Origin of the sequence: Stenotrophomonas sp. GD03819, from assembly GCF_029841665.1 — a bacterium.
Lineage (GTDB): Bacteria > Pseudomonadota > Gammaproteobacteria > Xanthomonadales > Xanthomonadaceae > Stenotrophomonas > Stenotrophomonas geniculata.
Genome location: NZ_JAOCEW010000012.1, coordinates 12,520 through 37,049, shown reverse-complemented (window position 1 = coordinate 37,049; position 24,530 = coordinate 12,520). Strand labels below are relative to the sequence as shown.

Here is a 24,530-nt window from a genome sequence, read left to right as displayed (position 1 = left end):
GCGCGTCCATTCTAGAGAGAAGGCCATGCCCGCAGTAAGAAAGTTCGAAAAAGCACAGGCAGAGAATCTGCATCCTTCATTCCAAGTGGACCATGACAGTGATGTCTGGACCTTTGCCCAGACCACGGTCGGCCAACAGAAGGAGTTCGTCACAGTTGACTGGGCAATCCCGATGGCGCGTGGGGAATTGCTCACAGACCAGAAACACAGAGGACTGCTAGCTGAGCTGAAGTGTTACCTCAAGACCGCCATCATCGAGGACACCGTACGTATGACGGTTGGGTCTATCCCTGGCACTTACATGGGCATGAGGGAGCTGGTGAAGTTCATGGGAGAGCGGGAGATCCACTCCCTCTTCGATATCACCACGGCGATGAGCTGGGACTACGTCGAAGGTCTCGAAGAGCAGTACATGACGGCCCGAAGTGATGCCGGTCGAGACAGGGCGTGGACGCATGCGACCGCCTACAAACTCATCCATCCACTTACACAGATCTACGAGATGGCGGACAGATTGCGCGCTAGAGGCGGGCAAGCACCGTGCGAAGCGCCCTTTGACGGAAGAAGGACCTACGACGTCGTGACAGAGCCGCTCGGGCTCGCTCGAACGGGTGGATTGATGCCTGTCCCGGACGAGATCTCGGTACCGATCCTTTCCTACGCATGTGAATGGATTGAGTACGGCTCGGAGGATGTGATCAGACTTCAGGCTGAGGTCATCCCGATGCTGATCGACGCAAGAAGTGCCACGGGACCAAGACGAATCGCCTGTTTTCGTCAGATCAAACGGCACATCGAGGAGTTCCAGATGAGTCCGATCCCAGGGACACTAAAACCCTGGCATGAGCCATTGGCCACCAGAGATCGGATTGATGACGCTGGTGACGAGCGCGAGATTAGCGGAACTCAGGGCCTAAGACGCCTAATACTGATGACTCAAAGCGCATGCAGTGTCTTGCTGCAGGGATGCACCGGGATTCGAGCTCATGAGCTGATCGGCCTCTCCCTGGACCACGATCCGACGCTACAGCACGGTGTGGTCAAGTCAGTGACGTCGCTAGACGGACTAATGGAGGTGTTCTCCATCTGTGGTATTTCCGCCAAAAGGGAAGCGACTCGCCATGAGTGGACTGCCGGACTGCGCCCGTTGGGCACGAATCACCTGCCGATCGTATTGAAATCCATCGAAGTGCTGGTGCGGCTAATGGAGCCTTGGCGAGCTCTATCGGGCACTAAGTCACTGATGCTCAGCTTCTCCCACGCCAAGTCCCTTCCATCAGGTCCCGATGGGATCGGCCGAATGACAGCCTCCAGAAATTCTCTGCTGCAACGTGAGTTTGCCGTCGAAGCCCTCACGAAGAAGCGTGGCATCGAAACGACGCAAGCTGTGTACGAGGTGAGATACCTGCGCCCGCAGCGATGGAGGATCACCTTTGCGCACTATGTGTTCCGATCCAAGCCGGAACTAATGCCAGCGCTACGGACGCACTTCCGTCACATGAGTGAGCAGATCACGGATCAAGGGTACATTGGAAACGATGCGGCTCTGCTCGAGAACTTGGAAGGAGAGAGAGTCATGGAGACTTCTCGGTTCCTCGTTCAAATCACCCTTGGCAGGCCGATCGGAGGTGGACCGGCGCAGCGGCTTCTCATGCAGCATGCCGAATCAATGACCGAGGCACTGTCCGAGATGGACGGAGAGACGATGATCGATAAGGCCGTGGCATACGTGAAACTTACCGACCTACGGATATGGACAGGGACCTACGCAAGTTGCCTGATTGATATGTTGCCTGACCGTTCCAGCTGCAACCCACAAGCAAGCCTCCTCACTGTTCGCGCCTCGCCGAACTTCGGCCTACGGTCGCCCGGGCTGTGCGCGGGGTGCAAGTCCTGCATCATCCTGCCAGAGCACAAGGACTTTTGGGAGGATCGCCTTCTGAAAAATCAGGCCATTGTCCAGATGGAGCGGACCAACTCTGGGTATCAGTCTTCCAAGATTGCTATGAGCCGTGTTGTTCAGAGTCGAGCAGTGCTGAGGATGATATCCAACGCTACCGGGGACGCTTCCGATCGTTCCGGCGAAAGTTGACGACATTTGCTCCATCGGCTCTCTTGGTACTTTGCCTCTGAAGCCGGGACACTGCGAGTTGGAGAGATGCGTTGTGAATGTTGGTCTTGTAAAGCAGAGCCTTCAACCTTGCATTCTCAGCCTTAATCCTGGCGAGCTCTTCAGCCACTGAGCCTCGCTTCTCCTCTTCAGCCAGCTCCTGAATTTTAAGCCAGACGTGCCCAAGTCGAGCGTGCCTTGATCCAAAGCTTCCCCTATTTACCCCTGCCTCGGCCGCGACCGAGGTAGGCGTGATGATCCGATGACCTGCGGCCATCTTTGCCTTCAGCAGTTCATTGGTCGGGCGTCGCTTCACCAGGCGGTCAAGAGCGGCCAATGCCTTGTCCTCTACTGAGTTGGGTCTGCTCATTCTGCTGTCCGCCGACGCGTCGTTAGTCAGTAGATAGCCTACGCCACCTTCGCCGCTCAATCATCTAGGTGGAACAAGGAGAACCTTGGAATCAATCCTGACGCAACAGCTGCACAGCGAGAGTCACTCTTCTTCAGACCCATATGTTCAGCAACGACTTTGGGACAAGGTCTACCGTGACCATCGCAATGATGAAGCGCCGCAAAGCTTCGTGCCTGATAGGGCGCAGAATGGTTGGGTAAGGGCTATGGGGTCGGGGTCAGCGTTGGGATGCTGGAGCAGATCACCAGCCCTTTCGCACCACGCGTGAGGGCTACATAGAGGTTCTGCACGCTCATGCTCTCCGGATAGAGGACCACGGCAATGTCTGCCTCGAGACCTTTCAGCAGGAGAGTGCTGCCGACAGCTCTGCGCGGAATGGGACGGCTGAGGTGACGATTTCGCTCGCGGGCTTGAAGCGCGGCTCCTAATAGATCTTGCTCTCCATGGATAACGCTTCGCATGGCTGATCGACAGCAGTGCAGAATCTCGGGCCGATAGACCCGAGTGCCTGTCTGTTCGGCCAAAGCGTCCACCAGACGCAAGGCGCGCGCCATGGTGCGCGCGGACTCAAAGGCGACTGCCTCGGCTTCTACAGGAGTTGGAGGCGTCCTGGCTCTCCCTCTACGAATGGTGCCGACACGCGTCACTAGATTCGGTGTGCCGACGCCCGTCATCATGAGAGCGGAAAAGGTGGCCAAGTCTTGCAGCGCACTAGGAGCCTGAAGATTGAATTGCCTGGCGAAATTGATGAGGTCTCGCATGTCCACGGCTTCTACTGCCATTGCCCCAGGCGTTTGGCTGGTGAGTTGGTGGCGGCCTTGAACATTCATGGACTCGCCAATTACCAGAACCGTTCCTTGGCTACCAGGCGCGTTGGTTCGTGCCGCAGTCAATCTTTGCTGCACCTCACTACCGGCAACCAGCTGGATCCAACGAACGGATGACGGAGCCGTAGTCAGATCAATGGGTAGGCCGGCCGTAAGAGCATGCCTTTGGGAGAGCAGCCACTGGCCCAACTCTTCGTTACCTGCAATTTGCCAGCGCCAAGGAGTTCGAAGGCTACCCGCGGCTGGGAAGGATGATTGAACGTCCTGTTCCCAGTGAACCAGCCGATTTCCGCCAAATCCGAAGACGGCCTGTAAAGGGTCTCCGAGGACGCAAGTGGGCAAAAGGGCAGCGAGGGCGGACACGATGGAGTGTTGGACGGTGCTGCAATCCTGATACTCGTCAACCAACAGCCGGGCGTAGGTGGCTGCGATGGGTTGAGCGATATGCCCCGACTCCAAGAGTCTTCGGACTGATTCACGGATCGCGGGATAGTCGCTACTCGCGTTGTTGAGCTCCAAGAGTTCGGGATGATGGCCACTGCGCGTCGGGAACTTGGCGATGAGACGCATAGCGAATCCATCAATCGTCGACAGCCGATAGGCAGAGCTGGGCACCCCCGCGCGTTTCAAGCGTGTCCTCAACGCGGTGACGCCAGCATTTGTGTGAGTCAGAACAAGGACCGGCCTGTCCCCAGAGTGGGATGCCAGCGCGTCGGCAATCAGCTGGGTTTTGCCGCATCCTGCTGGGGCGGTGATCGATCCGCGTTGGATAGCTAGCAGATCGATTTCAGGCGGCACGGGTAAAGGCCCAGAGTTGGTCTACTACTGCCTTAAAGCTGGCGTCCGCATTTGCGTAGCCCCGAGAGACGATATCCAGGACGATTGACTGGTAAGTCGTAAGCGACTTGAACCAGCTGTTCTTTTTGGTGCGCGAGACCTCGCCAAGCAGTACGCGAATGTCCGGCGGATAGGGCGACTTCGGCCTCACTGCTTCGATGGACGCCAAGCTTGTTAGACCGTTCGATTTGGCAACCAGCTGTTGGTTCATAAGATCTTCGCCAACACGTTCTTTAGCCTTTAGCAGAAGGGCATCAATCGATGTGTCGGGAAGGCAGAGGAACAGCTCGTCCTCCAACGTCATTCCTGCCCGCCAAGTCACAAGGCTGCCACCTGATTGAAGATATGCCTCTGCAACACCTGGCGCGGCGGGCTTGTCAGCGTCGATGAAGACGAGGACTCGGTAACCCAGCTTCATAAGCGCAGTCGCACGGGCAAAAGCATTGTCCGGAGTGCCCCCGCCTGCATTGACGTATGCACCACCTAAAGCCAAAAATGATGGCTCTTTGCTGGCTACTCCCCATAGATCGAGGCCACGCACAAACCCCACCTCGCTTGCACCCTCGCACACAATCACAGACTTCGCCAAGAATGCTTCCGGGTCAGTGCGCAGCGTGCTTTGAATTTCGTCAGTTGAGCCAGCGGAAATGACGACATGGCCAGCCGGTCGTGGCCGAACTACAAGCAGCTGTTCACCTGAAAGCTCACGAAGTGCCACAGGGGAGTGTGTTGTAAGAAACGCTTGGAGAGGCGGGGGCGTCTCCTTGGCTCCCAAAGAATCCAGCAGCCGCATGAGCCGATGGGGCTCTAACCCATATTCCACCTCATCCACCAAGGCAATCGGCGCTGACTCCGCCGCGGCCCGTTGAAGTCCCGTCACCAAGAGTCGAGAAGAACCCGTACCAAGGGACCGAAGGGGGATGCCTGCCTCGCTGTGAAGCGCGATGGCGCCTTCGCCGATGGACACGGAGTGCGAGTCGAGTAAGGCCTGCGGCATCGATCCGACGTCAACTCCAAGGCTCTGAGCAGTTGTCCGGACGATTCCGAGTGTCTGACTCAGGTGGGGCGATGCTTGAGCGCCAAAGTTGGCGCGTGCCTGACGCGCTGCGAGAGCGAGCTGGGCTCCCAATTCTGCGCGTTCGTCTGTTAGCCGGTTGAGCACCGACCCGCGGCTCCAAGATAAGTTAGAGCTTGTAAAGCTGCCGATGCGTGCCGGAGCCAACGCGATGCGTTCTTTCCAAGGCAGGCTTCGTTCCAAGCCTTGTTGAAGCGACCTATCGGAAACCAGCGTCCAGCTGGGCTCAAGGTCCGCCCCGACTTGAAGCAGCAGCGTAAGCACTGTCTCCAACCCCGCGGCGGGTTCGTCTTCCAGGGTGTCAAATACCGCATCGAACCCTCGCAAGAAGTCCCCATAGACATCAATGTCCATCAGCGATGCCGGCAGTTCCCCGAACGTCACGGCAATACGAATGGGCTCTGAAACATCGAGGTCAAAGAAGTCCATGTCGCCGAAGGAAATGCTTCGTCGAGCACCCAGGCACAGGTCGATGGCATCGAGGATGGTGGACTTGCCACTATCGCCAGGACCAATCAAACAGTTGATGCCCGGGGCGGGCGACCAGTCAAGCGCCTTGATGGATCGAAAGTTCCGAATGGCCAAACGGCGAATTCGAGGCATGGGGCGTCCTGTAAGAGGCTTGGTCAACGGTCTGTGTAGGACGCAGACTGACACCAACTCCTACTACGCCCCTGAGGCAATCCTAGCTCTAAAGCGTTCTGCCAGTCATTGGCTCATTGGTGGAACTTGTTGCCAAGCCGAGCCGCTTCGCGAACTTCCCCAACCTGTAGCGCGGCAACACTGAAAGAGCGGTTCCAGGTCGCTTCTTCCGTGGTCACCTGCCCGGCTGCAGGCGACGGAGGTCCGTTCATCGCCGACAGCGGACTTCCCTGAGCGAAGGAAATTGGTTCGCGAAGCTGAATAGGCTTGAGCTCGTGTCCGCCCTGCGCACGGCGGTGCTAGGATTCGGCCATGGACATCGGTCGGACAACCTTAACCGTCGGCGTCGCCATAGTCGCGGTTTCTTGCGGCGGGTCCCAGGGGCGCTGGACTGCCTTTGTCTATCCGCGCGGCGCATCCACTCAGGAAGTCCGTCACGCTGTTTATGGCGATTACGAGACCTTCGAGCATTGCCAAGCGGCTGCAATAGCCGCCCTGAGAGATAGCCCTCCACTGCCAGGGGCGCAGGAAGTGGGATCTTACGAATGTGGGCGCGCGTGTCGATATGACGTCGACATGGACTTGTACGTCTGCGACCAAACTCGCAAGTAGGTAGCCCCGTGCTCGCCGCCCGCCTGGCGCCTTGGTCAGCCTGGCCAGCGTGTGTGAAGTTGATCGATGACAAACCGGTGACGGTGCGTGCCATCCACGTCTCGGTGTGCCAAGAGGTGCGGGTCGTCCTCAGCAAGATGTTCGTGCTTATGCGCTATCTCCTCTGGATCGTGCGCCGGCCATCTGCGCCACGCGGCGACCAAACCGAGTGCGGCCAGAATCCCCAAGGCGGCCAAGGCAACATGCAGGCCGTAGCGCGCACCAACCCAGCCGGCCAGTGGATAGGCGATCAACCAGCAAACATGCGATAGGGAAAATTGGGCAGCGAAGAGGAATGGTAGATCGGCGGACTCAGCCGAACGCCGCAGCAGACGCCCGCCGGGGGTAACCAAGCCGGCATACGCCATGCCCAGCAGCGTCCAGGCCGGAATGACCGCCGTCCACCCGGGATGTCCCTTCAGGGCAAACCAGACGCCAAGGAAGGTGACCAGGACAACTGACATGAACAGTCCTGCAGCCAACATTACTGCCCTGTCCGAAATGCGGTCGAGAACCTTCGGAAGAAGAAGTGCGACCAGCATGGACCCGCCTCCGAAGGCCGCCAGCGCCCATGCAACCTGTTCCTCCGCCCCGCCCAGAATGGTGCGGACCATAACCACCGTATTGACGAATACCATCGCGCCGCCGGCTGCGGCGCAGAGGTTCAACGCGAGCAGGCCCTGCAATCGCGGTGTGCGGAGGTAGATTCGCATTCCACGGATGGCTCGGGCATAGGGACCGTCCTTGGAAGAGACCGCAGCGAGGGCCGGGAAGGTGGTGGACGCGACCAGCAGCGCCGAGAGGATGAAACCTACCGAGGTACCAGCGAACAGCCCGTGGAAGCTGATGATCGTCAGCAGTGCGGCAGCAAGCGCCGGGCTCAGCAGGCTTTCAAGGTCATATGCCAATCGGGAAAGTGAGAGCGCGCGGGTGTAATCGCGCTCTTCTTGAAGAATTTCGGGGATGGTGGATTGAAATAGCGGCGTGAAACATGCCGATGCCGACTGCAGCACAGCGATGAGGACATACACCTGCCAGATCTCGGTGACGAAGGGCAGGCAGACCGCCACAACGGCACGAACCAGATCGAGTGCGATCAGCACCCGCTTGCGCAGCCGTGCCGGGACCAACGCTCCTGAAACGGGCGCCAAAGTCACGTACACGACCATCTTGATCGCCAGCGCGGTGCCCAACACCGCTCCCGCTTGGCTACCGGCGAGGTCGTAGGCCAGGAGGGCAAGGGCGACAGTCGCCAAGCCGGTTCCGACCAGGGCGACTATTTGCGCACCAAACAGGCGCCGAAACGCCTGGTGACTCAGTACTTCGAGCATGGGATTGTCCTGGTAGCAACGTTCTGACGGCACCAACCCGTGTGCGCCCTTCTGCCCGGATTCAGGGCAAAGGCGGCAGACAGGCGGAGTGTACGCCCACCACTGTTCGGGTCGAGGTGACGACCCCGCCGGAATGGCAGGGTCGTTGGCTAAATCCGAGTGGATTTACTTCTTCTTCGGAGCTGCCTGTGCGTCGCAACGTTCCTTCAGCGCCTTGGTCTGGGCATCATTGAGGTCCACCTTGTACTTCGAACGGTCGGCAAGCTGTTCGCAAGTTGTCGGCTTGGCCTTGGGAGCAGCCGGGGGAGCCGGATCGGCATGGAGGGCAGGATCATGGGCGGATGCCGTGGTGAAAAGGGACATGCTGAGAAGCAGGCCGGCAATTACTGCGCTATGAGTTTTCATGTTGTTTCTCCTCGGGTTGGATCGGCGAAGTGCCGGGTGTTACGGCTGATAGATGTCGGCTTGGTAGCCCACAAGTTCGATGCTCACGGTCACCGGCTTGTCGCCTCGGTTCTGCCAGTACCACCCATGAGTTCCTTCAAATGGCGCGACGAAGGTGCCGTGCGCCTCCCGCTGCGCACCTTCGACGGCGTAGCTGGTCCATGCACCTTTCACGTCGGGCCGCTCACCATGCATATCGACTGCTACATCACCGGTCGCCTTCCAGCTGAACAGCATTCCCGCGCCAGCAGCCATGTGGGATTTGACCTCTTTGCCTTTCCCCGGCTCCAGCGTGATCGTTATCGCGTCCTGGCGAAGCTCACCGTTGGTGAGCGATACCGCAGCTGGATCAAGCGATTGCCCCTTGTTCGCCCCGAACGCAGCCGCGGCCTTTTCCGCCAAGGTGGTCGCTGCGTCCGATGCTGTCGAGGACGTCGGCGTGGCCGGGTCTGCGGCGGTGCTTCCGCCGTCTGCCAGGGCAGTCAGGCCCAGCGCTCGGCCGATCCCGGTGGGATCAATGCCGTACTCCGCCGGCAGAACGGCCGTAACGAGAAGCGCGCCGGCAATGGCGGCAGCGACAAGGGTCGACTTCAGCAGGCGGCCAGTCGTGGGAAGTGGTTGATTGATAGTGATTGACATAATGGGTCTCGGTCAGAAATCAGGAAGCGAAGTAGCCGGTGAGCTGCATGCCGATGAGCACGAAGCCGGCGGTCATCAAGATGGTGTTCACGCCGTAGGCTTGGCGGCTGAAGGAAGGCAGCCGACGCCAGAAGCCCATCACGATCAGGATGCCGGCAAGCGCCAGAAGTTGGCCGAGCTCGACGCCCACGTTGAACGCAAGCATGTTGGGGACCAGCCCGTCCGGCGATAGCGAGAAGTCCTGGAGCTTCGTGGCCAGGCCGAAGCCGTGGAAGAAGCCGAAGACAAGGACCGCAATCTTGGTGTTGGGTTCCACGCCGAACCACCGCTTGAACGCGCCCATGTTGTCCAAGGCCTTGTAGACCACCGAGAGACCGATGATCGCGTCGACCAGATAGGCGTCGACGTGAAGGCCGCCGAGCACGCCGAGCAGCAGCGTCGTGCTGTGGCCAATGGCAAATAAGGTGACGTAGATGCTCACGTCCCGCATGCGGTATAGGAAGAAGATCACCCCGAACAGGAATAGAAGGTGGTCGTATCCAGTCACCATGTGCTTGGCGCCAAGGTAGGTAAACGCGATCAGCTGCCTACCGGTGCTTTCTTCAAGGAAGGCCTGGTCTCCCTCGCTTACACCGTGCGCGAACGCCGCAAACGGCAGGAGTACTGCGGCAAGCATCGAAAGCCAAGCAAATAGCTTGTTGGAAGAAGTCAAAGACAAGTTCCTTGTGCGGAAAGGGGATGGGTGGTTCATGAGGAGTGACTTTCCAGAACAGAATCTTCGCGGTGAACCAATCGATACAGCGCCGGCAGCACGAGAAGTGTCAGCAGCGTTGAAGAGATGATTCCGCCGATAACCACAGTGGCGAGCGGGCGCTGAACTTCCGCGCCAGCACCGACGTTCAGGGCCATAGGAAGGAAGCCCAGACTCGCCACCAAGGCTGTCATCAGCACCGGCCGGAGGCGGGTAAGAGCACCTTCGGTGACAGCCTTGTGCAGGGGGACGCCCTCTTCCCGCAGGTTCTTGATGAAGCTGATCATTACCAGGCCATTGAGCACGGCAACGCCCGAAAGAGCGATGAAGCCCACACCTGCGGAGATGGACATGGGGATGTCGCGAAGCCACAGCGCCACCACGCCCCCGGTCAGTGCAAGCGGCACGCCACTGAATACGATCGCAGCGTCCTTCCCTGAGCCGAATGCCATGAACAACAATCCGAAGATCATCACCAGAACCACTGGCACGACGACGGATAGCCGCTTGCTTGCCGAGATCAACTGCTCAAACGTGCCGCCGTACTCGATCCAGTACCCTTCCGGCAGCTGGACCTCCTGTCCGACCTTGGTGCGCAACTCCTCGACAAAGGACCCTAAGTCGCGCCCGCGCACATTGCTTGTGATCACGACCCTGCGTTTACCATTCTCACGGCTGATCTGGTTTGGACCAGGCGCGATCTCGACCTTGGCCAACTGGCCCAGCGGCACGAAGCTGCGCTCTTGGCCTGTGCTCACCCCGGGCGCGACGGCCACAGGTAGTGACGCCAGTGTCCGGACGTCCTGGCGAAGGTTCTCCGGCAGACGAACCACGATATCGAAGCGGCGATCGCCTTCGAACACCTGGCCAACCGATTCACCTCCTAGCGCTACCGAGATGGTCTTCTGCACGTCGTCAATGGCTACGCCGTATCGTGCAAGTGCATCGAGGTCGGGCGTGATCGTCATCAATGGCAGACCGGTGATCTGCTCAAGTTTCACGTCGGCCGCTCCTTGGATCTCACTGGCAACGTTCTCTACCTGACTGCCGATGGTTGCCAGTTGCTCCAGGTCGTCGCCGTACAGCTTGACAGCAACCTCAGCCCGAACGCCCGCAATGAGCTCGTTCATCCGCATTTGCACCGGCTGGGTGAACTCATAGTTGTTGCCAGGAATGGCGCGAACCACTTTCTCGAGCTCGGCAACAAGCTGTGCCTTCGGCTTGCGCGGATCCGGCCATTGGTCCCGATCTTTGAGCATGATGAAGGTGTCGGCTACGGAGGGGGGCATGGGATCGGTGGCCACCTCGGCAGTGCCGATCTTTGCGACGACTTCATCTACCTCGGGGAACTGTTTGATCGCCGCTTCCAGCTGACGTTGCATGCCGATCGCCTGGGTCAAGCTGGTCCCTGGAATTCGAAGCGCATGCAAGGCGATATCGCCCTCATCCAGGTTCGGAATGAACTCGGTGCCGAGGCGACTTGCAAGCAGGCCCGCCAGGACGGTGAGCACCGCGGCAGAGGCCACCACTACCTTGCGTGCATTGACGGCACGCTCAAGCATCGGGCCATACACTTTAGTGACTCCACGCATGGCCTTGGTTTCCTTCTCCGAAACCTTTCCCGTTACGAACTGAGCCACAGCGGCAGGCACGAATGTCAAGGACAGTGCCATGGCACCGGTAAGCGCGATGACCACGGTAAGCGCCATCGGGTGGAACATCTTCCCTTCCACGCCGGAGAGGGCAAAGATCGGGATGTAGACCGCCGCGATGATGAAAAGGCCGAACAGGCTTGGCTTGATCACCTCTGCACTGGCACTTGCCGCCAAGGAGAATCGTTCTTCCCGAGTCAACAAGCGGCCCAGAAGGTGTTGCCGCTCGCCAAAGCGACGGAGGCAGTTCTCTACGATGATGACTGCCCCATCGACGATCAAGCCAAAATCCAGTGCGCCCAGGCTCATCAGATTCGCAGAGACGCGATTCTGGACCATGCCTGTGATCGTCAGCAGCATCGTCAATGGAATGACCGCCGCAGTGATCAGTGCCGCACGAAGATTGCCCAAAAGCAGGAAGAGGACCGCGATGACGAGCAAGGCGCCTTCGAGAAGGTTCTTCTTCACCGTCTCGATGGTCCGATCCACCAGTTCGGTTCTGTCATACACAGGATGCGCCCGAACTCCGTCAGGCAGGGTGGCGTCGATGTCCTTGAGCTTGGCCGCGGTTCGCTGAGCCACGTCTCGGCTGTTTTCGCCGATGAGCATGAACGCCGTACCAAGTACCACTTCGTTGCCATCCTTGGTTGCCGCGCCTGTACGAAGTTCGGTGCCTTCTACAACTTCTGCCAGATCGCCAACACGCAATGGCATGCCATCACGGTTAGCCACTACGATCTTGCGCAAACCCGCCATGTCGGCCACTTGGCCCGGCACGCGTACCAAGTACTGCTCACCGCTTTTCTCGATGTAGCCGGCACCCACGTTAGCGTTGCTGCGGGCCACGGCTTCGAGCACATCCTGCAGCGTCAGTCCGTATGCTTGGAGCTTCTTCGGGTCCGGCGTGATGTGAAACTGGCGAACATAGCCTCCGACGGTGTTGACCTCAGTTACGCCTTTCAAGTGGCGCATCTGCGGTCGGATCACCCAGTCCTGCAGCGTACGAAGCGCCATTGGTGTCCACGTCTCTTCAGCACCGGACTCCGCTTCCACGGTGTACATGAAGATCTCACCCAGGCCCGTCGCTACCGGTCCAAGGCTTGGCTTTAGTCCCACGGGCAATTGGGATCCCGCTTGCTGAAGTCTCTCTGCAACCTGCTGACGGGCGAAGTAGATATCCGTGCCATCTTCAAACACGACCGTGACCTGAGACAGGCCGTAGCGTGAGATGGAACGGGTGTATTCCAGCTTTGCCAACCCGGCCAACGCTGTTTCGACCGGGAAGGTGACCCGTTGCTCGGCCTCCAGCGGTGAGTAGCCCGGAGCTTCGGTGTTGATCTGCACCTGGACATTGGTAATGTCAGGAACGGCGTCGATGGGAAGCTTGCTGTAGTTCCAGATCCCAAGGCCTGAGAGGGCCAGGACCAGAAGGAGCACAAGCCATCTGTGCGCGATAGACGCGCGAATGATTCGCTCTAGCATGGTGCGTCCTTAGTGGTCGTGGCTTGCGCCGGACTTTTCGATGTCGGCACGAATCAGGTAGCTCTGCTCGGAAACGTACCGGGTTCCCGGCTTAAGCCCTTTCAGTACCTCCACGCGATCGCCATCGCGCCTACCCAGTTCAAGCATCCGCACCTCATAGCTGTCGCCCACTTGGGCGAATACCACGGTGAAGTCCCGAAAACGCTGCAGGCCCGATTCCTTTACTGTTAATGGAACCTCCGTTTCCGCGATGACGACTTCGGCGGATACGGCCATTCCTGGTCGCCACCTGCCCTCGCTGTTGGTAAGGGCCACACGTGCCACCACGGCCTGGCCAGCGCTGGCCAACGGAAGGATGCCCTGCAGCTTTCCCGTTGCTTCCAAACCGCCTGTTGCCGAGCGAATGGTCACCATCTGGCCTGGCGACAGTCGCTCGGCATCGCTTCCCAGCGCTCGCAGGTCCACCCAGACCTCCGAAAGGTCGGCAATTTCAAACAGCGTGTTGTCGGCAGCGACATCGCCTACCGACGTGTTGCGTGCGAGTACGACTCCGCTGAAAGGTGCCGTGACGGAGTAGGTCCGCATGCTGTCATTGCCCTCAACTGTGGCCAACGTCTGACCAGCCGAGACGCGTTGTCCCATCTCGACCGCCACACTGCGGACCACGCCAGGGAAGCGTGCCTTGACCGCAGCAAATCGGCCGGTGTCGACCGCGACGTTACCCATGAGGGAAACGGTGTCCCGGATGGTCCCCGGTTCGGCGGACTCGACCACGACACCTGCGGCGGCAGCGGCTTTTGGATCTATCGTGGTGCGCCCTTCATAGGAGGCGTATGACCAGGCGTAGTTCTTTCCACCCACCACCGCATCGGCTTTGACATCAAAGGAATGCGGCTCGACCACCTCCCCGCTACCGACCAGGTAGTCCTTCTCTGGAACAAAGCTGAAGCTGTTGACTTCGCCGTCCAGACGCTTGAGTTGTATCGTCGCTTTGACTTCTCCAGGTGCCAGCGGTTTGTCGTTACGATAGGCATACAGCCGGAAATGAGGCGGGGTATTGGTTTCGTAAACAGTTACTTCAAGGGCGAAGTCGCCGTCGCGAAGCATGCGACCGCGATGCGGCCCTCGCTCATAGTCGCTTGCGGTCGCAGCAGTGTCCTCTGGCTTTGCTCGTTGCGACGATTCGTTGCCACCGCACGCAGCGAGGGCAATTGGAAGCAGGACCAGGAATACGTATCGGTTCATGGGTGAATGTCCAAGGCAGAAGCGGTGAGGCGGTCGGCCTCGACCAGGAGACGGAGATAGCGTGCGGCGGCTTCGACTTCCCGTTCGCGAAGATCGAAGAGCCTTTGCTGAGCCTGGCTGAGTACCAGGAAGGAGAAGCGTCCTTCCTCAAAGCCCCTGCGGCTCTGATCAAAGGCCTGCTGGGCCTTTGGCAACTGACGCCGGCGCACTGACTCCACTTCCGATTGCGCTTGCTTGAGCTGTTGGTAGATGCCAAACAGCTCCTGACGCATTTCCAACATCTGCGCCTGGCGCCGGTATTTGAGAGAGGTGAGTTCGTAGTCCGCTTCAGCCACGGAGAAGTCCGATCGCCGACGGCTCCCCAACGGCACGGAGACGGACATCACCAGGCCGCTGTCCTTGGTGGCTTCCAGTCGGCGAATCCCGAGGCCAACGCTGACATCCGGTTTGGCGCTAGCGCGGGCGATCTCCCTCCTTGCATCTATAACTCCGGCTTGAGCGTCCAAGGCGCGCTGTTGTGGTGTCGTGGCGAGGCGCCGGCTCAGATCATCAAAATCATCCAGAGGGGGAAGGACCGCGGTATCCCCTGCAACCGAGCCGAAATCCGGACTAGGCGCCCCCCACGTGGCAGCCAGCGACATTCGCGCGCTCTCCAGAGCCTGCAATGCCTGCTCCCGCTTCAGCTCGGCATCGAGCAGGGCGATCTCGGCGGATCTCAGGTCCGAGTCGGGATTGCGGGCGGCCGCCACCCAACGAGCCACTTCACGGCGCATGGCGCTGGCCATTTTGATGCGCTCTTCGGCGTGCTCGACATGCTCCTGGGCGGCCAGCACATCGACGAAACGCCCTGCGGCCAAAGTTGCGATAGCGATACGGGTGACGTCCGCTTCGCTTCGGGCGGCGTCCACCTCGGCGCCGCCGAGCGCTTGGCGCGCAGCCCGCTTCCCACCCAGTTCTAGAACCTTGGAGATGCGGAAGGTGGATTCGGCGGCATCTAGGCCGCTCAGGCCGCCTGAGCCAGCCACGTTTTCAAGCTCGCCGCCCAGTACGAGCGGCGTAGGCAATGCCTCCCGGCCCGCACGGCTTCTGACAGCTTCCAGTCGAGCGGTGTCTGCCTGGACGCTGGGATGGGTGCCGAGGGCGCGGGCGACCACATCCTCCAAGCGCAGCACTTCAGCGGCATGGCCAGGCACGGCCACACCGTAGGCGCCGGCTATGGCGAGCGCCCACAAACTACGTAATTTCACGGAAAATCTCCGACGATGGTCATGACGACGCGCTGCCGGCCACCATTGGGTGGACAGCGCGCTCAGGCCGCTACAGCGCGGCAGGTGTCGTCAGACGATCGGAGGTCTGAATGGCGAGCCGCGATGACCAGAGGGCTCATCGACGGAGTGCAGGCCGGGCAGTAAAGATGCCGGCGGAACAGTTGCTAGGTTCAGATTCGAAGACACCAGCATGCCGGCAAAGCTCACATCGGCCTGGTGAAGGACGCTGTGGACGCCCGATGCATGCTTCGGATCTACGTTGTCGCCAGTTCCAGGACCGTGTGAGTGCCCGTGCTCTGCCGTTGCAGCGATGTCGTGCTCGGCAGTATGGAGCTCGCCCTGTTGGATCACGATCGGCCGAACAACGACGCTCAACAGCATCAGCACGAAAAGGCTGAACCGGATGAGTCGACGGTGGCGGGCCGAGAAGGCGGACATGAAAGGAAGAATAGAGGCAGTCAAGCTGAGTTGTCGAGAGCCCTGAGTTGGAGCCCGCCCCTGATCCAGTTATGGCTTGGCGCTCGAGGGAGGGCGTCGCTTAAGCCCACTCCGATCAGATCGCATTGCCTCAGGTATCGCCGCGCCTGCTGCCGCTTCTGGCCGATAGCGGCCGCCCAGTAAGGATGGTGCCGGCCAGAGGCTGGAACTGGGCCTCACTTCTCTCTGGAACCGCGTCCTGCAGGCTCGTTCCAACGTCGAATGGGGCCTGGCCCCTCTCCCAGGCGTTGGGCGATTCTGCGCTGCTTATGGGATTCAGCAAGACCATATCCGTACCACTAGGCTCACCGTTGGACTTTCAGGTTAAAAGGGCGCAGCGTTCGCTTCTCGCCCGAAAGGGCCATTGATTTCGGAGAGCGCAGGTGAGCAGAACAAGTAACTCTCATCCACTGCAGATTGCGACGCTGCCTATCGGCGTGAATGGCGGTGCGATCGGCGTCACCTTTGCGCCGGGAAAATATCAGGACGTCGCAATGACGGGGTCTTGGGCCCGAGACTTGGATATCGATCTGGCGTCGATAGTCGCGTGGGGAGCACAGCATCTGATCACGTTGATTGAGCCATGGGAGTTCGAAGAGCTACGAATTACCTCCTTGGCAGAGCGTGCCAAAGCGCATGGCTTGATGTGGCACGGCCTACCGATTAAGGATGGTGCGGCTCCTGATGCGCGGCTGCTTCTGCCATGGCAATCCACAGGACCCCAGTTCGCAGCCGAGCTCTTGTCCGGAAGCAGGATCGTGGTGCACTGCAAAGGAGGCCTAGGGCGAGCAGGGACCGTGGCGTCGATGCTTCTCATTGACACGGCCTGCGCTTCAGACGGCATCGATGCGATCGCTAAGGTGCGCTCGGTGCGCCCTGGTGCAGTGGAGACTGCGGAGCAGGAAGAATTCATCCTGAATTGGCCTGCTCGCGGAGCCTCAAGTCTGGGGGTAGTCGCAATGCCCCGCTAACCTACCCTTTACCGCCCTGGGCTGGAATACAAGAGGACGGAACTCCGCAGGTAGTCTGTAGGGAAGCCGCCGCAGGGGACGCAGTGCTGAACACTTTTCCTCGAACACATATAGTGTTGCTGCTCCTACTGCTTCGCGCGCCCCTCGCATGCCTATCTGAACCTGTCGCCGGGCCTGGATTTCGAGACCAAGCTGTTCGCCAAGACCAATGCGCCGCAACTGCTGCGCAAGGAGCTGTCGAAGCCGGGTTACGTGCCGCAGCCGATCGCGCTGGGCATCAACACCGATGCGTACCAGCCGATCGAACGCAAGTTCAAGCTGACCCGCCAGCTGATCGAAGTGATGCTGGAAACGAAGCATCCGTTCTCGTTGATCACCAAGAACGCGCTGGTCGAGCGCGATATCGATCTGCTCGCACCGCTGGCGGCGGAGAACCTGGTCAGCGTGCACTTCTCGGTGACCTCGCTGGACCCGCATCTTTCCGCAAAGCTGGAACCGCGCGCATCGGCGCCGCATGCACGGCTGCGCGCGATGAAGCGTCTGCATGAAGCGGGCATTCCGGTCGGTGTGATGGTGGCGCCGGTGATCCCATGGATCAACGACAGCGAGCTGGAGGCCGTGCTGGAGGCTGCGCACGACGCTGGCGCCAGTACCGCTGGTTACGTGCTGCTGCGCTTGCCGCTTGAAGTGGCGCCGTTGTTCCGCGACTGGCTGGACACCCATCATCCCGATCGTGCCGCGCATGTGATGAGCACCATCCAGCAGCTGCGTGGCGGCAAGGACTACGACAGCCAGTTCGGTACGCGCATGCGCGGCCAGGGTGTGTATGCGGATCTGTTGAACAACCGCTTCAAGCTGGCGCGCAAGCGTCTGGGTTTCAATGCGCAGAACAGCCATTGGCCGAAGCTGGATTGCAGCCGGTTCCAGAAGCCGTTGCCGCCGAAGAAGGATTCGCCGCAGGGGTCGTTGTTCTGAGTCCATCCGTCGAGCATGGCTCGACTCTACATCCGAGGCCGACGAGCCGCTCGGCGTCACCCCCCGAACAACTTCTGCGCACTCTGGAACAGGATCCAGCTGGTCGCGATGAACTTGTCCCCACCCTGCGGGCGATTGCCACGATGGGTATGAGTGAACGCCGTCGGCGCAATCAGCAGGCTGCCGGTACGAGGTGCAATCTTCCGCCCCTGGAACAGGAACTCGGTCTCGCCTTCGTCAAAGTCGTCGTTGAGGTACAGCGTCCACAGCACGTGCCGGTGCAGAGTCTCGGCCTGCGCATCCTTCGGGTACAGCTCGCAGTGCCAGTACGGGTAGCCACCCTCGCCTGCCGCATACCACTGCAGGTTGATCGCACCCGGGCGCAGGCAGGTGCGGGCCAGATCGGCCAGCTGCTGCGGCGGCATGTCGGGGAAGTCCTCGGCAGACAGGCGTCGCGGTTGGCCGTTGCTGTCCTGGATCTGCAACATCAGCGGGGCGATCAATGCCTGTGGATAACGGCGTAGATAAGTCAGCAGGCCATTGAACACCGCGATCTGCAGCTGCTGGTCGACATCCTGCCAGCCGTCCAGGCCACTGATACGCAGATCCTTGCTGTGCTTGAGTTCCGGGAACACGCCACTGCCCACGGCACCGGGCTGCAGGCCACGCGTGGCGCGCAGGCGTTCAACGATGGCCGCGCAGACCTCGCTGGGGACGGCGTTGTGGATGACTTCGATGAAATCGACCGGGCCCTGCTCGTGCATGCGTGCATTCCTTAGGCGGCAACGGCTTGATGGTGCCGTTTGCCGCCCTCGGTGTCACCCCACGGTCATGTCATCGATCTGCCATGACCGCTGTCAGGCGATAGGCCGTCAGCCCTGTGCGTCGTCGTGCGCGTGGTGGTAGCGCACGGCTTCAGCCACTTCCTCGCGCGAACCGAGGAACACCGGCACGCGCTGGTGCAGCTGGTCGGGCTGGATGTCGAGGATGCGCTCGCGGCCGGTCCAAGCAGCACCGCCGGCCTGTTCGACCAGCAGGCCCATCGGGTTGGCTTCGTACATCAGGCGCAGCTTGCCGGCCTTGGACGGATCCTTCTTGTCCCACGGGTAGATGAAGATGCCGCCGCGGGTCAGGATGCGATGCACGTCGGCCACCATGCTGGCGATCCAGCGCATGTTGAAGTTCTTGCCGCGCGCGCCTTCCTTGCCCGCCAGCAGGTCGCCGACGTAGGCCTGCATCGGCGCTTCCCAGTGACGCTGGTTGGACATGTTGATGGCGAATTCCTGGGTGGCCGCCGGGATCTGCATGTTCTCGGTGGTCAGTACGAACTCGCCCTTCTCGCGATCGAGGGTGAAGGCGTGGGTACCGTGGCCGACGGTCAGCACCAGCTGGGTGCTGGGCCCGTAGATGCAGTAGCCGGCGGCGATCTGCTTGCTGCCCGGCTGCAGGAAGGCGTCGTCGCCCGGCAGCTCGACGTTGGTCGGGCAGCGCAGCACCGAGAAGATGGTGCCGACCGAGACGTTGACGTCGATGTTGGAGCTGCCATCGAGGGGATCGAACAGCAGCAGGAAATCACCGCGCGGGTAGATGTCCGGCACCGGCTGGCTGTGGTCCATTTCTTCGGAGGCGCACGCGGCGAGGTGGCCACCCCAGGCGTTGGCTTCAAGCAGGATCTCGTTGCTGATCACATCCAGTTTCTTCTGCGCTTCGCCCTGCACGTTGCCGGTACCGGCGTCGCCGAGCACGCCACCGAGGGCGCCCTTGCTGACGGCGATGGAGATGCTGGTGCAGGCGCGGGCGACCACGGCGATCAGCTGGCGCAGGTCGGCATTGATGCGGCCGGCGTGCTGTTCCTGGATCAGGAAGCGGGTCAACGAAGTACGGGACATGGTCGGGCAAGTCTCGGCAGCGGGAAAACGCCTATTGTCGCCCGTATGGCGGGGCCGTGCGTGAGCGCGGGAAGGCGTAATCGTTTCCAGATGCGTTGCGCTCGTGGCGCCTTCCTTCATGGAGGCGCAGGGCGAGGCACACCGTGGCCAGGACACGCCGTAAACCCATCCATGGGGGCTCGATCGGCGCATCCATGCGCCTCACGGTCCTGGCCACGGTGTGCCTCGCCCTGCGCTTCAGGGTTCGCCGCGAGCGCGGAGAGTGTGGCAAAGGCAAAGCAGGAGCAAAAACAAAGGCGCCTTTCGGCGCCTTTGTCTTCAAGCCACTGGAGCGTTGCTTCAGCCCTTGGCGACGGTGGCCACGGCCTTGGCGACGTACTCCAGATTGTTCTGGTTCAGCGCGGCCACGCAGATGCGGCCGGTGCCGACGGCGTAGATGCCGAACTCGTCGCGCAGGCGTTCGACCTGCTCGCGGCTCAGGCCGGAGTAGGAGAACATGCCGGCCTGTTCGTTGATGAAACCGAACTGCGGTGCGCCAGCGGCAGCCAGCTTCTCGACCAGGCCCTGGCGCAGGGCGTGGATGCGCTCGCGCATCTCGGTCAGCTCCTGCTCCCACATCGCACGCAGTTCCGGGTTGGTCAGCACGCCGGCCACCAGCGCAGCACCGTGGGTGGACGGGCTGGAGTAGATGGTGCGGATCACGCGCTTGACCTGCGACTGCACGGCCTTGGCGTCAACGGCGGTCGGCGCCACCATCGACAGCGCACCCACGCGCTCGCCGTACAGCGAGAACGACTTGGAGTACGAGTTGGCGACGATGAAGCTGTCGATGCCTGCTTCGGCGATGATGCGCACCGCGGCGCCGTCCTGTTCGATGCCCTTGTCGAAGCCCTGGTAGGCCATGTCGATGAAGGGGAACAGCTGGCGGTCCTTCAGCAGCTGCGCGACCTGCTTCCACTGGCTGACCGTGAGGTCGGCACCGGTGGGGTTGTGGCAGCAGGCATGCAGCAGCACCACGGTGCCGGCTTCCAGCTTGCCCAGGTCGGCCAGCATGCCGTCGAAATCAACCCCATGGGTGGTCGGGTCGAAGTAGGTGTAGTCCAGCACCTCGAAACCGGCCGCGCTGAACACGGCGCGGTGGTTTTCCCAGCTCGGGTTGCTCAGCGCAACGGTGGCGTGCGGCAGCAGCTTCTTCAGCACGTCGGCGCCGACGCGCAGCGCACCGCTGCCACCAACGGTCTGTGCGGTGGTGACGCGGCCGGCGGCCAGCAGCGGCGAGTCCTTGCCGAACACCAGCTCACGCGTGGCCTGCGTATACGCCGGCAGGCCATCGATCGGCAGATAGCCGCGCGGTTTGGCTTCAGCGGCGAGCTGCTGCTCGATCTGCTTGACGGCGCGCAGCAGCGGAATGCGGCCGCTCTCGTCGTAGTAGATGCCCACACCCAGGTTGACCTTGGTCGGGCGGCTGTCGGCGTTGTACGCCTCGGTCAGGCCCAGGATCGGGTCGCCTGGGACCAGTTCCACGTTTGCAAAGAAGGACACGGCGGTACTCGTTCGGTAGACGGAAAGGGGGAGGAATTGCGCCACGCGGTTCGCGGCTTTTCGGCCGGAAACAGCCCATCGTAACAAAGCCTGCCGGGGCTGGCCGCCGCCATCGTCATCCGCGGCCCCGTACCATGGCGTGCGTTGCCGCCCGATCCATCAACCTGAATCATGAATCCCGCCGCACGACGCTGTTGCCTGCCGCTGTCTGCCCTGCTGCTGTCGCCCTGGACGGCGGCGGCCGAGCCTGCGCCCACCGCCCTGCCTGCGGTGCAGGTACAGGCCGCACGGGTGCCGGGCATCGACCCGTTCGCGCTGCCGGCCAGCCAGGATACGGTCTGGATCAATGCCAGCCGCGCGGGCACCGGCGCGCAGCTGTCCGAGGCGCTGGCCGGGGTACCGGGGCTGCTGGCGCGCGACCGGCAGAACTTCGCGCAGGACACGCAGCTGTCGATCCGTGGCTTCGGCGCGCGCTCGACCTTCGGTGTGCGCGGGGTGCGGGTGTTGATCGACGGCGTGCCGGCCACCATGCCCGATGGCCAGGGCCAGCTGTCACACGCCAGCCTGCTGGGCGCCGAGCGCATCGACGTGCTGCGCGGGCCGTTCTCGGCGCTGTACGGCAACTCCTCCGGTGGCGTGCTGCAGGTCTGGAGCGCGCAGGGCCAGGCCGGCGACCCGTGGCGGTTGCGGCTCAACGCTGGCGCCGACAACACGCTCAGTGTCGGCGCGCAGCTGAAGGGTGCCGGCCAACTGCTGGACTACAACATCGCCGCCAATCACCTCCGCACCGATGGCTGGCGGGACCACAGCCGTGCGCGCCGTGAATCGCTCAACGCACGCATCGGTGGTGCGCTGGGCGGTGGGCGGCTGGAGCTGTTGCTCAATGCGCTCGATGCCCCCGATGCACAGGATCCGCTGGGCCTGACCCGTGCCCAGGTGGCGGCTGATCCGCGCCAGGCCACGGCGGTGGCGCACCCGTACAACACCCGCAAATCGGTGCGCCAGCAGCAGGCCGGCCTGCGCTGGACCCGTGAAACGGGAGCGCAGCGCTGGCAGTTGATGGGCTACGCCGGGCAGCGCGCGGTGACCCAGTTCCTGCCCATTCCGCCCACGGCGCAGGCCAATCCGCTGCATGCCGGCGGCGTGATCGATCTGGACGCCGGCTACGGCGGGCTGGACGCGCGCTGGGGCTGGCACGGCGATCTGGCCGGGCGGCCGCTGGACCTGGTGGCCGGGCTCAGCGCCGACCGCCAGCGCCAGCATCGGACCGGCTACGAGAACTTCATCGGCAGCACGCTGGGCGTACGTGGGCGCCTGCGCAGAGACCAGATCGACACCGTGCATAACGTCGATCAGTTCGCGCAGGCGTGGTGGCAGTGGAGTCCACGCTGGTCATTGCTGGCTGGCCTGCGCCACAGCACCGTGCGCTTCGAATCCGACGACCGCTACATCATCGGCCGCAACCCGGATGACAGTGGCCGCCGGCGCTACCAGGCCACCACGCCGGTGGCCGGGATCAGCTTTGAGGCCAGCCCCCAGTGGCGGCTGCATGCTGCGATCGGCCGCGGTTTCGAAACCCCCACCTTCAACGAACTGGGCTATCGCGCCGACGGGCAGGCGGGATTGGCACTGGATCTGGTGGCCGCCCGCAGCCGCAATCTGGAGATTGGCAGCAAGTGGCACGCGCAGGGCGGAATCCAGCTCGATATCAGCCTGTTCCGTGCAGATACCGACGATGAGCTGGCCGTTGCCAGCAACACCGGAGGGCGCAGCACCTATCGCAACATTGGCCGCACCCGCCGCCAGGGCCTGGAACTGCAGTACCGACAGCCGCTGGCCGAGCAATTGGAACTGCAGTTGGCCTGGACCTGGCTGCAGGCGCAGGTGCGCTCGCCTTACCTGACCTCGAACAACGTGGTCGCGGCGGGCAGTCGCTTGCCGGGTGTGCCGCGCCAGCAGGCGTTCGCACGCCTGCAGTGGAGTCCCGCCGACTGGCAATGGGCACTGGAGGCCACGGCCAGCAGCGATACCGTGGTCAACGACGTCGCCACCGAGCGGGCGCCGGGCTTTGCCCTGTTGCACGTGGAGGGCGGACGCCGCTGGACCCTGCCCGGCGGTGAACTGCGTGCTTTCGCGCGGCTGGAGAACGTGCTGGACCAGGCCTACATCGGCTCGGTGATCGTCAACGATGGCAATGGCCGCTACTACGAGCCCGGGCCGGGACGGCGGGCCAGCGTGGGTGTGCAGTGGTCGTGGCGCTAGCACGGGACCGCTGCGCGCGCCGGGCAGGGCCCGGCGCTACCGTCAATCGGGGGCCTTGGCCGGTACGAACGGCGAGGTCGGGTCGCTGGCGGGGAAGGTTTCCTCCAGCGCCTCGTCCTGGTTGTCGCTGGCGCGCTGCTTGCGCTCGCGGCGCTTGAGCGGACTCTCTTGGCCACCGCGATGGCGGTCACCGCCATCCTTGCGGTCCTGGGCCGCCTGTTCAGCCACATGTCTCACCGGCAGATGGTCGTCACCGTGCTCGGCATCGAAGAACGGCGCACCGGTGCCGCGGTAGTCGGCGTTGTCGGCATCGCGCTTGCCGCGCTGTTCACCGGGAAGGGGCGGGTGGTTTTCCCGCATCGGGTCTCGTGAGGTCTCTCGGCTCATGGTCTGGTACCTGCACTCGGGGCTCCCACTACACCGCCCTGCAGGTAAAGCCACTGCGAACCTGGCGTCATGAACATCTCGCTCACCCCCCGGTAACGGCACCGCGCGTATTCCTGCCCACCCGCCCCCGCTGCAGGAGCCGGCCATGCCCCGTCTTGAACGACCCGCACCGTCCGTGTTCAACGCCCTGCTCGATCCGCTTGGCCAGCGCACCGCGCAGCGCCGCACGCGCCGCCAGGAAGATCCGCAGGCGGTGGCACAGGATTACCTGCAGTACATGCTCAGCGATTACGAGGAGAGGCGTGGCCAGAGCCACCGCAACTGGCGTGATCTGTGCCCGGTGTATGCCTTCGCGCTGACCACCCATGCCGCGGATTGGCCACGTGGTGATGCCGCCGATACCTGCGAGGAACTGGCCGAGCACTGGGAGCAGATGCGCGGGCAGTCGCGGTTGAGCTGGTCGCAGGCACGGCTGGTGGTGGAGGACGCCTGGCGCGCACTGGACCATATTCCGGCGGCGGCGGTGAGGCCGTTGCTGCAGTAGTGGCGGGCACTTGAAGCAGCCGAGCGTGGGCTCGGCTCTACAGCCAAGTGGTCGCGCCACCTGACGTGCACGGCACGGACACGGTTGGTTTACGCCCTCCGGCCCACGCTGGGCACC

19 protein-coding genes and 1 pseudogene are annotated in these 24,530 nt (G+C 61.9%); 5 read left to right on the top strand and 15 right to left on the bottom strand.

Annotated features, from left to right (window positions below; genetic code table 11):
- Nucleotides 1–25: 25 nt before the first annotated feature.
- Nucleotides 26–2,092 carry an integrase gene (locus N5D45_RS09000; RefSeq protein ID WP_279938783.1) on the top strand — a complete coding sequence of 689 codons (2,067 nt, stop codon included), beginning with the start codon at nucleotides 26–28 and terminating at the stop codon, nucleotides 2,090–2,092.
- On the opposite strand, the gene N5D45_RS08995 is transcribed toward N5D45_RS09000, so the two are convergent.
- The 11 genes from N5D45_RS08995 to N5D45_RS08945 all read right to left on the bottom strand — a co-directional run bounded on the left by N5D45_RS08995 (nucleotide 2,055) and on the right by N5D45_RS08945 (nucleotide 15,828).
- Nucleotides 2,055–2,480 (bottom strand): hypothetical protein, encoded by a 426-nt coding sequence (locus N5D45_RS08995; RefSeq protein ID WP_279938782.1) that lies wholly within the window; start codon nucleotides 2,478–2,480, stop codon nucleotides 2,055–2,057. The genes N5D45_RS09000 and N5D45_RS08995 overlap by 38 nt on opposite strands.
- A 245-nt stretch (nucleotides 2,481–2,725) precedes the next feature.
- Nucleotides 2,726–4,147 carry a UvrD-helicase domain-containing protein gene (locus tag N5D45_RS08990; RefSeq protein WP_279938781.1) on the bottom strand — a complete coding sequence of 474 codons (1,422 nt, stop codon included), beginning with the start codon at nucleotides 4,145–4,147 and terminating at the stop codon, nucleotides 2,726–2,728.
- Complete coding sequence (locus N5D45_RS08985) at nucleotides 4,137–5,864, bottom strand: ATP-binding protein (protein WP_279938780.1); 1,728 nt, start codon at nucleotides 5,862–5,864, stop codon at nucleotides 4,137–4,139. Before N5D45_RS08985 ends, N5D45_RS08990 begins: the two co-directional genes overlap by 11 nt.
- 686 nt (nucleotides 5,865–6,550) lie before the next feature.
- Nucleotides 6,551–7,885 carry an MFS transporter gene (locus N5D45_RS08980; RefSeq protein WP_279938779.1) on the bottom strand — a complete coding sequence of 445 codons (1,335 nt, stop codon included), beginning with the start codon at nucleotides 7,883–7,885 and terminating at the stop codon, nucleotides 6,551–6,553.
- 165 nt (nucleotides 7,886–8,050) lie between these two features.
- Nucleotides 8,051–8,290 (bottom strand): hypothetical protein, encoded by a 240-nt coding sequence (locus N5D45_RS08975; RefSeq protein ID WP_279938778.1) that lies wholly within the window; start codon nucleotides 8,288–8,290, stop codon nucleotides 8,051–8,053.
- A gap of 39 nt (nucleotides 8,291–8,329) precedes the next feature.
- Nucleotides 8,330–8,968: a hypothetical protein gene (locus tag N5D45_RS08970; protein WP_279938776.1), complete on the bottom strand. Its 639-nt coding sequence runs from the start codon at nucleotides 8,966–8,968 to the stop codon at nucleotides 8,330–8,332.
- 19 nt (nucleotides 8,969–8,987) lie between these two features.
- A complete protein-coding gene (locus N5D45_RS08965) occupies nucleotides 8,988–9,719 on the bottom strand; it encodes a HupE/UreJ family protein (RefSeq protein WP_279938775.1) in 732 nt (243 codons plus the stop codon).
- A complete protein-coding gene (locus N5D45_RS08960; protein ID WP_279938774.1) occupies nucleotides 9,716–12,853 on the bottom strand; it encodes a CusA/CzcA family heavy metal efflux RND transporter in 3,138 nt (1,045 codons plus the stop codon). The genes N5D45_RS08965 and N5D45_RS08960 overlap by 4 nt, the downstream gene beginning before the upstream one ends.
- 9 nt (nucleotides 12,854–12,862) lie before the next feature.
- Complete coding sequence (locus N5D45_RS08955; protein WP_279938772.1) at nucleotides 12,863–14,098, bottom strand: efflux RND transporter periplasmic adaptor subunit; 1,236 nt, start codon at nucleotides 14,096–14,098, stop codon at nucleotides 12,863–12,865.
- Entirely contained in the window at nucleotides 14,095–15,345 is a 1,251-nt protein-coding gene (locus tag N5D45_RS08950) for a TolC family protein (protein WP_279938770.1), read from the bottom strand. Before N5D45_RS08950 ends, N5D45_RS08955 begins: the two co-directional genes overlap by 4 nt.
- 90 nt (nucleotides 15,346–15,435) lie before the next feature.
- Entirely contained in the window at nucleotides 15,436–15,828 is a 393-nt protein-coding gene (locus N5D45_RS08945; protein ID WP_229298500.1) for a hypothetical protein, read from the bottom strand.
- Nucleotides 15,829–16,226: 398 nt separating this feature from the next.
- Here N5D45_RS08945 and N5D45_RS08940 point away from each other — a divergent pair, with 398 nt between their 5' ends.
- Together N5D45_RS08940 and N5D45_RS08935 are read left to right on the top strand one after the other, a co-directional pair.
- Nucleotides 16,227–16,814, top strand: a complete 588-nt coding sequence (locus N5D45_RS08940) for a cyclin-dependent kinase inhibitor 3 family protein (protein ID WP_279938768.1) — start codon at nucleotides 16,227–16,229, stop codon at nucleotides 16,812–16,814.
- A gap of 120 nt (nucleotides 16,815–16,934) precedes the next feature.
- Nucleotides 16,935–17,789, top strand: a pseudogene (locus tag N5D45_RS08935) (PA0069 family radical SAM protein); the annotation flags it as partial.
- A 56-nt stretch (nucleotides 17,790–17,845) separates the two neighbouring features.
- On the opposite strand, the gene N5D45_RS08930 reads toward N5D45_RS08935, so the two are convergent.
- The 3 genes from N5D45_RS08930 to N5D45_RS08920 all read right to left on the bottom strand — a co-directional run bounded on the left by N5D45_RS08930 (nucleotide 17,846) and on the right by N5D45_RS08920 (nucleotide 21,220).
- Complete coding sequence (locus N5D45_RS08930; RefSeq protein ID WP_019337497.1) at nucleotides 17,846–18,553, bottom strand: 2OG-Fe(II) oxygenase; 708 nt, start codon at nucleotides 18,551–18,553, stop codon at nucleotides 17,846–17,848.
- Nucleotides 18,554–18,661: 108 nt separating this feature from the next.
- Entirely contained in the window at nucleotides 18,662–19,678 is a 1,017-nt protein-coding gene (locus N5D45_RS08925; RefSeq protein ID WP_014035428.1) for a class 1 fructose-bisphosphatase, read from the bottom strand.
- 339 nt (nucleotides 19,679–20,017) lie between these two features.
- Complete coding sequence (locus N5D45_RS08920; protein WP_049453882.1) at nucleotides 20,018–21,220, bottom strand: amino acid aminotransferase; 1,203 nt, start codon at nucleotides 21,218–21,220, stop codon at nucleotides 20,018–20,020.
- Between the two features lie 171 nt (nucleotides 21,221–21,391).
- Between N5D45_RS08920 and N5D45_RS08915 the strand changes: the two genes are divergently transcribed.
- Complete coding sequence (locus tag N5D45_RS08915) at nucleotides 21,392–23,482, top strand: TonB-dependent receptor (protein WP_279938767.1); 2,091 nt, start codon at nucleotides 21,392–21,394, stop codon at nucleotides 23,480–23,482.
- 42 nt (nucleotides 23,483–23,524) lie between these two features.
- Here the strand turns inward: N5D45_RS08915 and N5D45_RS08910 are convergent, their stop codons facing one another.
- Entirely contained in the window at nucleotides 23,525–23,869 is a 345-nt protein-coding gene (locus tag N5D45_RS08910; RefSeq protein WP_029380149.1) for a hypothetical protein, read from the bottom strand.
- A gap of 145 nt (nucleotides 23,870–24,014) precedes the next feature.
- Between N5D45_RS08910 and N5D45_RS08905 the strand changes: the two genes are divergently transcribed.
- Nucleotides 24,015–24,413, top strand: a complete 399-nt coding sequence (locus tag N5D45_RS08905; RefSeq protein WP_279938765.1) for a hypothetical protein — start codon at nucleotides 24,015–24,017, stop codon at nucleotides 24,411–24,413.
- Nucleotides 24,414–24,530 lie beyond the last annotated feature (117 nt).

Coding starts and splice junctions, on each gene's coding strand:
- N5D45_RS08995 (WP_279938782.1), bottom strand. CDS start 2,480: ATGAGCAGACCCAACTCAGTAGAGGACAAGGCATTGGCCGCTCTTGAC.
- N5D45_RS08925 (WP_014035428.1), bottom strand. CDS start 19,678: ATGTCCCGTACTTCGTTGACCCGCTTCCTGATCCAGGAACAGCACGCC.
- N5D45_RS08915 (WP_279938767.1), top strand. CDS start 21,392: ATGAATCCCGCCGCACGACGCTGTTGCCTGCCGCTGTCTGCCCTGCTG.
- N5D45_RS08910 (WP_029380149.1), bottom strand. CDS start 23,869: ATGAGCCGAGAGACCTCACGAGACCCGATGCGGGAAAACCACCCGCCC.
- N5D45_RS08980 (WP_279938779.1), bottom strand. CDS start 7,885: ATGCTCGAAGTACTGAGTCACCAGGCGTTTCGGCGCCTGTTTGGTGCG.
- N5D45_RS08905 (WP_279938765.1), top strand. CDS start 24,015: ATGCCCCGTCTTGAACGACCCGCACCGTCCGTGTTCAACGCCCTGCTC.
- N5D45_RS08930 (WP_019337497.1), bottom strand. CDS start 18,553: ATGCACGAGCAGGGCCCGGTCGATTTCATCGAAGTCATCCACAACGCC.
- N5D45_RS08955 (WP_279938772.1), bottom strand. CDS start 14,098: ATGAACCGATACGTATTCCTGGTCCTGCTTCCAATTGCCCTCGCTGCG.
- N5D45_RS09000 (WP_279938783.1), top strand. CDS start 26: ATGCCCGCAGTAAGAAAGTTCGAAAAAGCACAGGCAGAGAATCTGCAT.
- N5D45_RS08985 (WP_279938780.1), bottom strand. CDS start 5,864: ATGCCTCGAATTCGCCGTTTGGCCATTCGGAACTTTCGATCCATCAAG.
- N5D45_RS08960 (WP_279938774.1), bottom strand. CDS start 12,853: ATGCTAGAGCGAATCATTCGCGCGTCTATCGCGCACAGATGGCTTGTG.
- N5D45_RS08975 (WP_279938778.1), bottom strand. CDS start 8,290: ATGAAAACTCATAGCGCAGTAATTGCCGGCCTGCTTCTCAGCATGTCC.
- N5D45_RS08970 (WP_279938776.1), bottom strand. CDS start 8,968: ATGTCAATCACTATCAATCAACCACTTCCCACGACTGGCCGCCTGCTG.
- N5D45_RS08965 (WP_279938775.1), bottom strand. CDS start 9,719: ATGAACCACCCATCCCCTTTCCGCACAAGGAACTTGTCTTTGACTTCT.